9 protein-coding genes are annotated in these 12495 nt (G+C 69.3%); 4 read left to right on the forward strand and 5 right to left on the reverse strand.

Going from position 1 to position 12495, the window contains the following annotated elements:
• Positions 1-13 precede the first annotated feature (13 nt).
• From EII35_RS06255 to EII35_RS06275, 5 genes are read right to left on the reverse strand one after another with little or no spacing between them, the layout of a single operon-like run.
• Positions 14-1216 (reverse strand): ABC transporter permease, encoded by a 1203-nt coding sequence (locus EII35_RS06255; protein ID WP_125227602.1) that lies wholly within the window; start codon positions 1214-1216, stop codon positions 14-16.
• Positions 1213-1884 (reverse strand): ABC transporter ATP-binding protein, encoded by a 672-nt coding sequence (locus EII35_RS06260; RefSeq protein WP_125227603.1) that lies wholly within the window; start codon positions 1882-1884, stop codon positions 1213-1215. Before EII35_RS06260 ends, EII35_RS06255 begins: the two co-directional genes overlap by 4 nt.
• Entirely contained in the window at positions 1881-3050 is a 1170-nt protein-coding gene (locus EII35_RS06265) for an efflux RND transporter periplasmic adaptor subunit (protein ID WP_125227604.1), read from the reverse strand. Before EII35_RS06265 ends, EII35_RS06260 begins: the two co-directional genes overlap by 4 nt.
• On the reverse strand, positions 3050-4033 hold the full coding sequence (locus tag EII35_RS06270; protein WP_125227605.1) for a hypothetical protein: 984 nt from the start codon (positions 4031-4033) through the stop codon (positions 3050-3052). Before EII35_RS06270 ends, EII35_RS06265 begins: the two co-directional genes overlap by 1 nt.
• Positions 4034-4046: 13 nt before the next feature.
• Positions 4047-4448: a hypothetical protein gene (locus EII35_RS06275; protein WP_125227606.1), complete on the reverse strand. Its 402-nt coding sequence runs from the start codon at positions 4446-4448 to the stop codon at positions 4047-4049.
• Positions 4449-5305: 857 nt separating this feature from the next.
• On the opposite strand from EII35_RS06275, the gene lacZ reads away from it, so the two are divergent.
• From lacZ to EII35_RS06295, 4 genes are all read left to right on the forward strand, one after another.
• Entirely contained in the window at positions 5306-8278 is a 2973-nt protein-coding gene (lacZ, locus tag EII35_RS06280; RefSeq protein ID WP_221739690.1) for a beta-galactosidase, LacZ type, read from the forward strand.
• 175 nt (positions 8279-8453) lie between these two features.
• Positions 8454-9923, forward strand: coding sequence for a xylulokinase (gene xylB, locus EII35_RS06285; RefSeq protein WP_125227607.1), 1470 nt, complete (start codon positions 8454-8456; stop codon positions 9921-9923).
• 21 nt (positions 9924-9944) lie between these two features.
• A complete protein-coding gene (locus EII35_RS06290) occupies positions 9945-11003 on the forward strand; it encodes an NAD(P)-dependent alcohol dehydrogenase (RefSeq protein WP_125227608.1) in 1059 nt (352 codons plus the stop codon).
• The gene (locus tag EII35_RS06295; RefSeq protein WP_125227609.1) at positions 10996-12495 is read left to right on the forward strand and encodes a sugar ABC transporter ATP-binding protein; all 1500 of its coding nucleotides are present in this window, start codon (positions 10996-10998) and stop codon (positions 12493-12495) included. Before EII35_RS06290 ends, EII35_RS06295 begins: the two co-directional genes overlap by 8 nt.

Genomic DNA, 12495 nt, shown 5'->3' on the forward strand with positions numbered 1-12495 from the left:
AGCGTGGTGTTCGTCATCGTCGCAGTGCCTCCGTCGGTTGGATACGGGAGGCCTGCCAGGACGGTTGGAGTCCGGCCAACGCCCCGACGACGAGCCCGAGCAGCGGGGCCAGGAGCGCCAACCACGGGTCCATCACCGGCGCCCAGTGCTGCGTGAGCGAGACGATGAGCACGACGAAGATCCCCACCGTCGCCCCGATGAGGCCGCCGAGGGTGCCGAGCATGGCCGATTCGGTGATGATCTGACCGAAGATGTGGATCGGTCTGGCTCCCAGGGATCGGCGCAGCCCGATCTCAGGGACCCGTTCCATCACCGCGACCAGTGTGGTGTTGGCGATGCCGACGGCTCCGATGAACAGGCACACCCCGGCCAGGATGAGCAGCAGGGTCGACAGGTCGCGGTTGACCGACTCCCTGAGCGACCTGGGGTCGGGGGGTGGCGCCACGGAGACCTGCCCGGTGTCCTGCGGGCTGATCGCCCACGGCACCTCCTGGGCGACCTGTTGGGCGGCACCGGCGCGGGTGGTGATGAGCATCGTCGCCGCGTTGTTCCCCCCGCCCTCGGGTTCCGGGTAGATCGTGAGGGCGGTCTCGGCGGGGATCAGCACCTCGCTGAGGAGTTCGGGTCGACGCTGGGTGGCGGTGATGATCCCGATCACCGTGAACGGGCGGTTGTCCAGCAGGATCGCGGGCTGCGTGCTGACGTCGGAGATGCCCAGCCGGTCGGCTGCCAGCTGGCCGAGAACCGCGACGGGAAGTTTCGCGTTGTCGTGGAAGGGATCGAGGACCCGTCCGCTGGAGACCTCGGCCTCGACGGCGTCGAACAGGCCGCTGCTGACGGCGGTGACCCGGGTGGATGTGACGGGTCGGGCCGTGGGTGTGGCCTGGATGGTCTCGACCTCGGAGATCGGCCACGAGTACCCGACGGCGGTCACCCCGTTGACCTGGCCGAGCACCTTCTCGGCAGTGGCCGGGGTGAACACCCGTTCCTTGGTGTGGTGGTCCTCGACGGTGACGGTGGTGGCCGCCAAGGCGTCGAATCGGGCCGAGACCTGCGCCTGGGCGGTGGTGGTGAGTCCGACGACGCCGACGAGGGTGCCGACCCCCATGATGGTGCCGAGGCAGGTGAGCACGGAGCGCAGGGGCCGGGACAGCAGGGCCGCGACGGATTCCAGCAGCAGGTCCTTGAACCGCAGGTGCGAGGTGGGTGTGGTCATTCGGTGACCCTCCCGTCCCGGATGTCGAGGGTTCGTCCGCCGCGGGCGGCGACGGTGGGGTCGTGGGTGATGAGCATGATGGTGAGCCCGCTGGAGTGCAGGTCCTCGAGCAGGGCCAGCACGTCCAGGGTCCGTGCGGAGTCCAGGTTTCCGGTGGGTTCGTCGCACAACAGCAGGGCGGGGTTGGTGACGAGGGCGCGGGCAATGGCGACCCGCTGCCGTTCACCGCCGGAGAGCTGTGACGGCAGGGCATGGGCGCGGGCGGCCAGTCCGACCTGTTCCAGCGCGCGTTCGGCGCGTGCCGTCCGGGTGGTGGGGTCAGCCCGGTTGTAGAGCAGCGCCAGTTCGACGTTCTCGACGGCGGTGCGGTGGTTCATGAGGTGGAAGGCCTGGAACACGAATCCGATCTGCGAGCCACGCAGTCCGGTGCGGGCGTCCTCGTCGAGGGTGGTGGTGTCGACGCCACGCAGCCGGTAGGTGCCGCCGGTGGGCAGGTCCAGCAGCCCGACGACGTTGAGGAAGGTGGACTTCCCGGACCCGGATGGCCCCACCACCGTCACGAAGTCACCTTCGTTGACCGTGACGGTGGCATCCACCAGGGCGTGGACGGGTGGTGGGCCGGGGTAGGTGCGGCTGATGTGGTCGAGTTCGATGACCGGAACGGTCATGTCGACACCCCGATGACCACCTCGTCGCCCTCGTTGATCTCGCCGGTGATCTGGACGTAGCCCTCTCCCGTGGCTCCGACGACCACCTCGACATCGCGTCGCCGGGTGTCCTTGACGACGGTCACGACGGTGCGGCCCCGGCTGTCGGTGTGGACCGCGGCCTGGGGGACGGCCAGCACGCTGCCCTCGGATGCCGCGGCGGTGACGGTGACCCGGACGCTGCTGTCGAGCCAAGTGAGTGGGAGGGGTTCCTTCGGGACGATGGTGAGGACGGTGCCTCTGCCTCCGGCCTGGCCGTCGGGCTGTGCGCTGTCCTGGCCTCCTGCGGTCTGGTCCGTGCCGGCCTCCCCACCCTCGGTCTGCGTCGTGACCGGTTGGATGGTGGCGTCGGCTGCTTCGCCGGTCAGTTCGTTGGCCAGTCGCACGGGGACGTCCTGGCGGGCAAGTGCGGCGAGGTCCCGATCCGGGTTGGTGATGGTCACCACCAGTTCACCTGCGGCCAGCTTCAGGGATGCCTCAGCGGCGGGCCCACCGCGTCGGGCGGTGGAACTGATCACCCTGGCGGGCAGGGAGGGAACGAAGGCCACCTCGCTGGCGGGCAGGCTGTCCTGGGCGGCGTAGCCTGCCCTGGTGTACAGCTCGGCGACGGCGGCAGCGGTGGACCTTCCGTAGAGGCCCTCGGGGTCGTCGATGGTTGCCCCCGCGGCCCTGAGTGCAGCCTGCAGCTGGGTGACCAGCGGTCCGGTGGAGCCGGTGGCGAGGTCCTCATAGGCCGGGAGTTCGCCGGGCAGGGCGAGGATCGGTCGCCCGTTGACCTCCGCCACGGCGGTGCCCGCGGCAGCGCTCTCGCCCACCTTGGCCCGCACCGCGGTGAAGATGGCTGTGGCGCTGGGGTAGGTGCGTCCCGCCAGGATGTCGACGGCCTCCGAAGCGGTCACATCGCCCCGGGTGACCACGGTGTTGGCGATCTCACGGGAGGTGACGGTGGCGGTCAGGGTGCTGGCCGGTGGGGCCTCGGCATTGGCGGCACGCTGTTCGGGGGTTGACATGAACTGCGTGGCCACCACCCCGCCGGCTGCGAAGGCCACAGCCAGCCCGACAATGTATCCGAGCAGCCGCAGCCGCCGCTGCATCGGGGTGGAGGAGGCGTGTCTCGGCTCACCCATCAGTTCTCCTTGAGCACCTCATTGGCCTTCGCCAGCACGTCGTCGATCCTCTGCCGCTCTTCTGTGAGAGCAAGCTGATGTTCCTCGATGGCCTTGTTCTGCAGTTCGACGTTCACCTGATTGGCAACGGTGTGGTAGCCCACTTCGTTGTTGCACTCGGCCTCGGCCACGGCCAACTGGATCTCCTCCTTGGTCGGGCGCTCCTCCTCCTTCAAACCGGCCGTCGCCTTGTCCCGCTCCGTGTCATCCTTCATCCCCTGGACCGAATAGCCTCTTCCCGCCATGCAGGACACCCAGTTCTTCTCGGCTGCGACAACCTTGGGATCGGCCCCGGCTTTTTCAGAAACAGCGAACGTCAGATCCCCGGCGACCACGAAGTTGATCATGGTGCTGTTCGTGCCGTAGATCTTTTTGCGAGCATCCCCGAGGCAGCCATTGGGTGGGATCGCCTTGCCATCGATTTCACCGGGGGATTCTGTTTGATCTTCGACGCTTTCCCCATCCTTGCTCCCAAGTAGCACGAAGATCTTTGTGGGGTCCTCTTTCTCCTTCGGTCGACTGTTGGATGCCAGCACGGATGCTGGCAACAAGCCCGTTACCTTGGCCTGTTCAACATCGGTCAGACCATAGAGGCGGTTCCTCGCTTCGCGTTCATCTATCACCAACTCCTCCAGAGGGCGGAGCTCCTCTCCCGGTGGGAACCCGAAATCCGCCATGCAGCGGTCAACCAAGACCTTGATGGCCGAGTCCAACTGATACCGTTCAGCCGTGGTCAGTCTGTAGGCGTCCAGCGGGAGTGGGGCGAAGAGGTCCTTCGCGTTGCGCTGAATCGCAAAGGGGTCAGCTGCGTTGTCAGTTGCGGCACTCGTCGCCACGGATGCCTCGTCGGAGGGAGAGGGAGGGGCGGTCGGCTCAGGTGCCGGGCCGGGGCCGCCGGTGCACCCGACGGCCCCCACCGCGAGACTGATGACTGCAAGAGTCATGCGCTTCATCAGATCAGACCCACTTCCAGGATGCGTTGTCGTTCTTGGTCAGGAACAGGTCCCTCGAGGAGTACTTTCCGACCGTGTCGAACCCCCCTTGGTAGTAGCTGTTCTCGTAGACTCGACCATCGCGCTTCCAGCGGTTTTCGACATGGGCGGCATTGTTCCACACCTTGTATCCCCTGCCGTTGCCCTCCGTGACGAAACGGTAGTCCATGGTGCGGAAGGATGGGATCGGCACGTAGAAGTCTGCCATTGATCCCAACCCGTGGGCCTTGGAGTTGTAGTAGAAGCAGGCCTCCCCATGGTTGCACACCGCATCATAGTGTGCAGCGTTGGCCGTCTGCGTCGTCGGCATGAGGGATGCGGCCGCCAGGACCGCTGCTCCGAGGAGCGCCTTCCAACGGTTCTTCATTGAAGTTTCCTCCGTTTCTTGTTCCGGGCTTCCCCCCATTGGGAACCTCGTGACGCTGAGGTTAGCCCCCCCCCCAGAGTGGGGACGCAAGACCGGTCGAGCAACTCTGGACTTTTGTCTGCCCCAAGCCCACAGAACTCGTCTGTTTTCAATTGACGGTTGGTCGCCTCCGGGTTGGTGTGTCGTCGCCACGTCAAGGCAGCCCCTCCCGGGCCGAGTGATGTGGAACAGGAGAGACCGCGCGGTCGCCCGGCACCCCGGTGGCCGCACCGGCCCGCTGTGGGTGGGCCACTCGACTGACTCTTCATCGGACCAGTTCCATTTCTCACGCTGCGTGACGTGGAGCATAGCAGGATCCTACAAACGATCACTCCTCGCTCAGGCCATGGATGGGGCAACAGGATGATCCATTGGCTCTTTGGCAGGAATGATCCACCACGGGCAGAAGCCCGCTCCGGAGGCAGCCGCGTGGCATGGGTGCCGCCGTCCACTCCTGGCGCCGGCAAGGACTTCACCGAGGAGGGACGCCTCCGGAGGCGACCACGGACGCGTCGTGCCGTGCGTGACCGATGACCACGTCGTGTCCTGCGTGACCGAGGAGCACATGCGCTTGGCCGTCGACGCAGCACCCGAGGACTTCTCCAGCCCTCGGATTCGCCTGCCTTGGACACGGTTCGCCTGTGTTGGGTCTGGCTCGCCTGCCTTTTCGGCGGCTCGCCTGTCCAACAAGACAGGCGAAGTGAAACGAGACAGGCGTTTCCGACCCAAGGCAGGCGAATCAGCGGTCGAAGGGGAACGGTGTCTCGATCCGGGGATGAGGCCCCGGCTGCCGTACCACCTCGCGATAGATTCGTCCCGTGGAAGGGAGCCCCATGGTCATCAGCGTCGAGTACCTCGCCGATCCGCAGCGTTTCGAGGAGAACTGTCTGCCGCCGCGGTCCGATCACCGCTGGTTCGCCAGCCGGGAGGAGGCCCTCGCGGGGGAGTCGAGCCTCGAGCAGTCGCTGAACGGCGTGTGGCACCTGCACTGGGCCCCGGACCTCGACTCGCGGCCCGAAGGGTTCGAACACCCCGACTTCGACGTCTCCGACTGGGACGAGATCCCGGTCCCCGCCCACCTGCAGCTCCACGGCCACGGCCGCCCCCAGTACACCAACGTCGCCTACCCGTGGGACGGCCACGACGACATCCTTCCCGGCCAGCTTCCCGCGGCGAACTCCGTCGCCAGCCAGGTCCGGTTCCTCGACGCCCCCGAGCTGGCACCCGGTGAACGCTGGGTCCTGCGTTTCGACGGCGTCGAATCGGCCTTCGGGGTGTGGCTCAACGGGGAGTGGATCGGCTACTCCACCGACTCCTTCACCGCCGCCGAGTTCGACGTCACCGCCGCCATGGTGCCGGGCCGCAACCGGCTCGCCGTCCAGATCTTCCAGTTCTCCTCCGGCTCCTGGCTGGAGGACCAGGACTTCTTCCGCTTCTCCGGCATCTTCCGCGACGTCACCCTCCTGCGCCTGCCCGCCACCCACCTCGCCGACCTGCGCGTGACCACCACCGTCGCCGACAACCTCGACCACGCGATCGTCGAACTCACCGCCACCCTGGCGGGCGAGGGTGAACTGCGGGCGGTCCTCGACGGCGTCGGGGAACTCGTCGACGGGATGATCCGGGTCCCCGAGCCCCGGCTCTGGAGCGCGGAGGACCCCCACCTGTACGACCTGTGGATCGAGGTCCTCCACGACGGCGCCGTCGTCGAGGTGGTGCGGCAACGGGTCGGGATCCGGCGCTTCGGCCTCGAGGACGGGCTGCTGCGCAACAACGGGGAACGCGTCGTGTTCTGCGGCGTCAACCGGCACGAGTTCGGGCCCCGCGGCCGCGTCATGACCCGCGACGAGATCGCCGCCGACCTGCGTCTCCTCAAGGCCCACAACGTCAACGCGGTGCGCACCAGCCACTACCCCAACTCCACCGCCTTCTACGAGTTGTGCGATGAACTGGGCCTCTACGTCATCGACGAGATGAACCTCGAGACCCACGGCATGTGGGAGGCCGTGCGGCTCGGCAGGCTGCCGTCCTCCGACGTCATCCCCGGGGACCGGCCGGAGTGGCGGGACGCGACGCTGTTCCGCGCCGCGAACATGCTGGCCCGCGACGTCAACCACCCCTGCGTGGTGATGTGGTCCTGCGGCAACGAGTCCTACGGCGGCTCCACCCTCCTCGCCGTCGCCCAGTGGTTCCGTTCCCAGGACTCGCGGCCCGTCCACTACGAGGGCGTGCACTGGGACCCGCGCTGGCCCGAGACCAGCGACGTCACCTCCCGCATGTACCCGCCCGTCGAGGAGATCGAGGCGTACCTCGCCACGCACCGGGACCGACCCTACGTGCTGTGCGAGTACGCGCACGCCATGGGCAACTCGTTCGGTGCGGTCCACAAGTACACCGAGCTCGCCTGGCGCGACGAGCTGTTCCAGGGCGGCTTCATCTGGGACTTCGCCGATCAGGCCCTGCCCGCCACCGCCTCCGACGGCACCACCTACTGGGCCTACGGCGGCGACTTCGGCGACCGCCCCCACGACGGCGACTTCTCCGCCAACGGCCTGTGCTTCGCCGATCACACCCCCAAGCCGCTGCTCACCGAGGCCAAGCAGCTGTACGCGCCCCTCCACATCGCCGCCGACGAGAACGGGTTCACCGTCACCAACCGGTGGTCGTTCACCCGCAGCGGTGGCCTCGACTGCGTGCTGACCCTGCTCGTCGACGGGCAGCCGACCCGCACCGAGCGGACCCACCTCGACCTCGCCCCGGGCGAGAGCCGCCACGTCGACTGGCCCTTCGCCCCCTCACGCGGCGACGGGGAGGTCGTGGCGGAGGTGTCGTTCCGGCTGCGCGAGGCCACCGCGTGGGCCGGGCCCGGGCACGAGGTGAGCTTCGCCCAGGCCGTGCTTCGGGAACCGTCGCCGCGACGCGGCACCCCGGCGGCCCCGCGGATCGTGCCCGGCACCCTCAACGTCGGGGTCCGGGGCGACGACGTCGAGCTGCTGTTCTCGAAGTCCCACGGCGGGCTGGTGTCGTGGCGGCTGGGGGAGCGGGAACTGCTCGCCGGGCTGCCCCGCCCCTGCTTCTGGCACGCCCCCACCTCCAACGAACGCGGCTGGGCCTCACCCCACCACGACGGCCTGTGGCTGCTCGCCTCCCGCTACGCGCTGGCCGACGGCGAGCCGGAGGTCTCCCTCGACGAGGGGGTCGCCGTGGTCCGGTACCGGTACCGGCTGCCCGAGGGCGGCCACTGTGGTATCGAGCACCGGGTGGAGGGCGACGGCCACGTCACCGTCCACATGAACCTCGACCCCGACCCCACCTGGAGCGACCCGCCGGAGTTCGGCCTCCTCCTTCCGCTCGACCCGGCGCTGGACCGCATCCGCTGGTACGGCGACGGCCCCCACGAGAGCGCCCTCGACCGGAGGGCCTCGGCGCGGCTCGGGCTGTGGGAGCAGCGGGTGGCCGACCAGCTCACCCCGTACGTCCGCCCCCAGGAGGCCGGCGGCCACACCGGGGTCAGGTGGGCGGAGGTCACCGACGGCACCGTCGGTCTGCGTTTCGAGGCGGAGGTGGGGGAGGAGATGGAGTTCTCCGCCCTGCCGTGGACGCCGTACGAGATCGAGGAGGCCCTGCACCCGTGGCAGCTGCCGCCGAGCGCACGCACCGTCGTGCGTGCCACGTGGCGGCGACGCGGCGTCGGCGGCGACGACTCCTGGCGGGCCCGCACCCACCCCGAGTACTGCCTGCCGAGGGGGCCCCTCGAGTTCACCTTCTCCCTCCGGGCGTTCATCGGCTGACAGGTGCCCCGTCGGCATTTCGGCTGATTTCGTTGCAGCCCCTGACAGGGGTCGTTTCTCTCTCCTAGGGTCATGCGCAGACCCACAGCAGTGAGGATCCGCACGGTGGACGACGTCGTCCACGAACGGGGTGGAACCGACCAGGCGTCGTGCACGGATCCGGGAGGGACGAGTCATGACCACGGTGGTCCTCGGGATCGACAGCTCCACGCAGTCCTGCACCGTCGAGGCGCGGGACCTCGACGACGGCTCCCTCCTCGCAACCGCCCGCACCCCGCACCCGCCGACGACCCCGCCGGTCAGTGAACAGGACCCCGAGGCCTGGTGGCAGGCCCTCGTCGCCGCGGTGCGCCAGGTCATGGCCGGGCGCGACTGGCAGGTCGCGGGGCTCGCCGTCGGCGCCCAGTGCCACGGGCTGGTCCTCACCGACGAGCAGGGCCGGGCGCTGCGTCCTGCGAAACTGTGGAACGACACCACCTCCGCCCCGCAGGCGGCGGCCCTCGTCGAGCGGTACGGGGCGGCCTGGTGGGCCCGGGAGATCGGGCTCATCCCGTCGGCGGCCCTCACCGTCACCAAGCTCGCCTGGGTGGCGGAGCACGAACCGGACCTCCTCGCCCGCGGCCGCCGACTCTTCGTCCCCCACGACTGGCTCACCTTCCGGCTCACCGGCCGCCACTGCTCCGACCGCTCCGACTCCTCCGGCACCGGCTACTTCTCCGCCGACACGATGACGTGGCGCACCGACATCCTCACCGACGTGCTCGGGCCGCGCGACTGGGAGGCCATGCTGCCCACGGTCCTGCGCGCCGACGAGGCGGCGGGCGAGGTGCTGCCGGAGGTTGCCGCGGAACTGGGCATCACCCCGGGTGCCGTCGTCGGTCCCGGCGGCGGGGACCAGCACCTCGCGGCTCAGGGCATCGGGCTGGGGGAGGGGGACGTCGCGTGGAGCCTCGGCACCTCCGGGGTGATCTTCGCCACCGTCGCGGACCCGGTCAAGGACACCAGCGGCGGCATCGACGGCGTCGCGAACACCACCGGCGGTTACCTGCCGTTGGCCTGCACCCTCAACTGCACCAAGGTCACCGACGCCTTCGCCCGGCTCCTCGGGGTGGAGCACGCCGAGTTCGCCCGGCTCGCCCTCGCCGCCGAGCCCGACCCGGACCGTCCGGTGCTGGCCGCCTACCTCGACGGGGAACGCTCGCCCCGGCTGCCGTGGGCGACCGGCATGCTCGGCGGCCTCACCAGCGCCGTCACCCGCGAGCAGCTGGCCCTCGCCGCCGTCGAGGGGGTGTGCCTCGGGCTGCTCCGCGGGGAACGCGCCCTGGAACGGGTCACCGCCCCCATCGGTGGCCGCACCGTCCTCATCGGGGGCGGCGCCCGCTCGGAGGCGTACCGCCAGGTCATCGCCGACCTGACCGGGCGGGCCAGCATCACCGTCGACGCCCCCGAGGGCACCGCCCGCGGCGCCGCCGTCCAGGCCGCCGCCGTCGCCCTCGGCAGCAGCGTCGCGGAGCAGACCCGCCGGTGGCTGCCCGCCGAGACCACCCGCACCGAGCCCCGCGCCGACCGCGCGGCCGTGTGGGACCGCTACCTCGCCCTCGCCGACGTCCAGGCCGAGGGCCCCGTCCCGCCCTCCACCCGCTGAACCCATCGAAAGGAAGAGCCCATGTCCAGCCTGCCGGAGACCATGAGAGCCAGCGTCCTTCGAGCCGTGGGCGACATCGTCGTCGAGGAACGCCCCGTGCCCACACCCGCCGCGGATGAGGTGCTCATCCAGGTGGCCTCCGTCGGGGTGTGCGGCTCCGACGTGCACTACTACGAGCACGGGGCCATCGGCCCCTACGTCGTCAAATCCCCGCTCATCCTCGGCCACGAGGCCAGCGGCCGAATCGTCGCCGTCGGCTCCGGGGTGGACCCGGCACGCATCGGCCAGCGGGTCGCGATCGAACCGCAGCGGCCCTGCCGGGTCTGCGATCACTGCCGTTCCGGCGCCTACAACCTGTGCCCGCGGATGGAGTTCTACGCCACCCCGCCCATCGACGGCGCGTTCTGCGAGTACGTCACCATCCAGGACGACTTCGCCTTCGAGATCCCCGACTCGATCAGCGACCACGCCGCCGCACTCATGGAACCGCTGTCGGTGGGGATCGCGGCGGTGCAGAAGGCCGGGGTCGGGATCGGCGACACCGTCCTCATCGCCGGCGGTGGCCCGATCGGCGTCATCACCGGCCAGGTGGCGCGGGCGTTCGGTGCCACCGACGTGCTGATCTCCGACATCGACCCGGCCCGGCGTGACCTCGCCGCGAGCCACGGCCTCCGGGTGATCGACCCGGCGACCACCAGCACCGAGGGCATGGACGCACACTCCTTCATCGACGCGTCCGGCGCCACCCCCGCCATCGTCACGGGCATCCGTTCCGTTCGCCCCGGCGGGGTCGTCGTGCTGGTCGGCAGCGCCGACGAGATCCCCCTGTCGGTGGCCGACATCGCCATGCGGGAGGTCGTCGTCACCGGCATCTTCCGCTACACCAACACGTGGCCCATCGCCCGGACCCTCCTCGCCACCGGCAAGGTGGAGCTCGACTCCCTCGTCACGCACGTCTACGGCCTCGACGAGGTGGAGGCCGCGCTGACGGGGGAGGGGACGACCGGGTCCCTCAAACGCATCGTCCTGCCGGGTGTCGCCTCGGTCCCCGAGCACGACGTCAGGGCCCGCCGTGGCTGAGCCCCTCCTCAGCGTCGTCGGGGTCTCCAAGTCGTTCCCCGGGGTGCGGGCCCTGTCGGGGGTGAGCTTCGAGGTGCGCCCCGGGACCGTCCACGCGGTGTGCGGGGAGAACGGGGCGGGCAAGTCCACGCTGATGAAGATCATCAACGGCATCCACCGCCCCGACGAGGGCCACATCCTCATGCGCGGTGAGCCCGTCCACATCAAGAACCCGATCGACGCCCGGGCCCGCGGGATCGCGATGATCGCCCAGGAACTCAACTACGTCCCCGACATGACCATCGCGGAGAGCTTCTTCCTAGGGCGGCCCCCCACCCGGTTCGGGAGGGTCGACTGGGGCAGGATGCGGCGCGAGGCCGAGGAGGTGTTGCGCCGCGAGGGCATCGGGCTGTCCGTGCACCGTCGGCTGTCCAGCCTCACCGTCTCCGAGATCCAGATGCTGGAGATCCTCCGGGCGGTGCACCACAGCGCCGACGTCCTCATCATGGACGAACCGACCTCCGCCATCGCGCACCGGGAGGTCCGGTCCCTTTTCGCGAAGATCGACGCCCTGCGCGCCGAGGGCAAGGCCATCATCTACATCTCCCACAAGATGGACGAGGTCTTCGAGATCGCCGACGACATCACCATCCTCCGCGACGGGGCCGTCGTCAGCTCGCAGCCCGCCGACCGGATCAGCGTCGACGAGGTGATCGCCCAGATGGTCGGCCGGGACTTCGACCACCGCTCCTACCCGAAGGAGGAGATCCCCCTCGGCGAAACGGTGCTCCAGGTCACAGGGCTCGGCTCACGCACCCAGTTCGAGGACATCACCCTGCACGTCCGGGCGGGGGAGATCGTCGGGCTGGCGGGTCTCATCGGTGCGGGCCGTTCCGAGGTGGTGCGGGCGATCTTCGGACTGGACCGTCACGACACCGGGATGGTCGAGGTGGCGGGCAGGCCCGTGAGGATCACGTCGCCGCGTCGTGCCATCGCCGCCGGGATCGCGATGCTCAGCGAGGACCGCCGTCTCGTCGGGATCGTCCCGGAACTCAGCATCCGCAAGAATGCCACCCTCGCCAGCCTCGACAAGGTCGTCCACCACGGCTACGCGCACACCAGGGCGGAGGCGGGGCTCGTCCAGGAGGTGTTCTCGCGCCTCGACGTCAGGGCCCCCAGCATCGAGACGCGCATCGCGGCGCTCAGCGGCGGCAACCAGCAGAAGGTGCTGCTGGCCCGGTGGCTCATCGCCGACCCGAGGGTGCTGCTGCTCGACGAACCGACGCGCGGCATCGACGTCGGCGCCAAGTTCGAGATCTATCGGATCATGACCGACCTGGCCCGCCAGGGACGCGCGATCCTCATGATCTCCTCCGAACTCCCGGAACTCATGGGCATGTGCGACCGCATCCACGTCATGTCCGGTGGGCGGCTCACAGCCGAGCTGCAACGCGACGAGTTCTCCCAGGAGACCATCCTCAAACACGCCATGAAAGGGATCGAGGTGGCCTGA

Origin of the sequence: Arachnia propionica (assembly GCF_003932785.1) — a bacterium.
Classification (GTDB): domain Bacteria; phylum Actinomycetota; class Actinomycetes; order Propionibacteriales; family Propionibacteriaceae; genus Arachnia; species Arachnia propionica_B.

Coding starts and splice junctions, on each gene's coding strand:
- EII35_RS06255 (WP_125227602.1), bottom strand. CDS start 1,216: ATGACCACACCCACCTCGCACCTGCGGTTCAAGGACCTGCTGCTGGAA.
- EII35_RS06260 (WP_125227603.1), bottom strand. CDS start 1,884: ATGACCGTTCCGGTCATCGAACTCGACCACATCAGCCGCACCTACCCC.
- EII35_RS06265 (WP_125227604.1), bottom strand. CDS start 3,050: ATGGGTGAGCCGAGACACGCCTCCTCCACCCCGATGCAGCGGCGGCTG.
- EII35_RS06270 (WP_125227605.1), bottom strand. CDS start 4,033: ATGACTCTTGCAGTCATCAGTCTCGCGGTGGGGGCCGTCGGGTGCACC.
- EII35_RS06275 (WP_125227606.1), bottom strand. CDS start 4,448: ATGAAGAACCGTTGGAAGGCGCTCCTCGGAGCAGCGGTCCTGGCGGCC.
- xylB (WP_125227607.1), top strand. CDS start 8,454: ATGACCACGGTGGTCCTCGGGATCGACAGCTCCACGCAGTCCTGCACC.
- EII35_RS06290 (WP_125227608.1), top strand. CDS start 9,945: ATGTCCAGCCTGCCGGAGACCATGAGAGCCAGCGTCCTTCGAGCCGTG.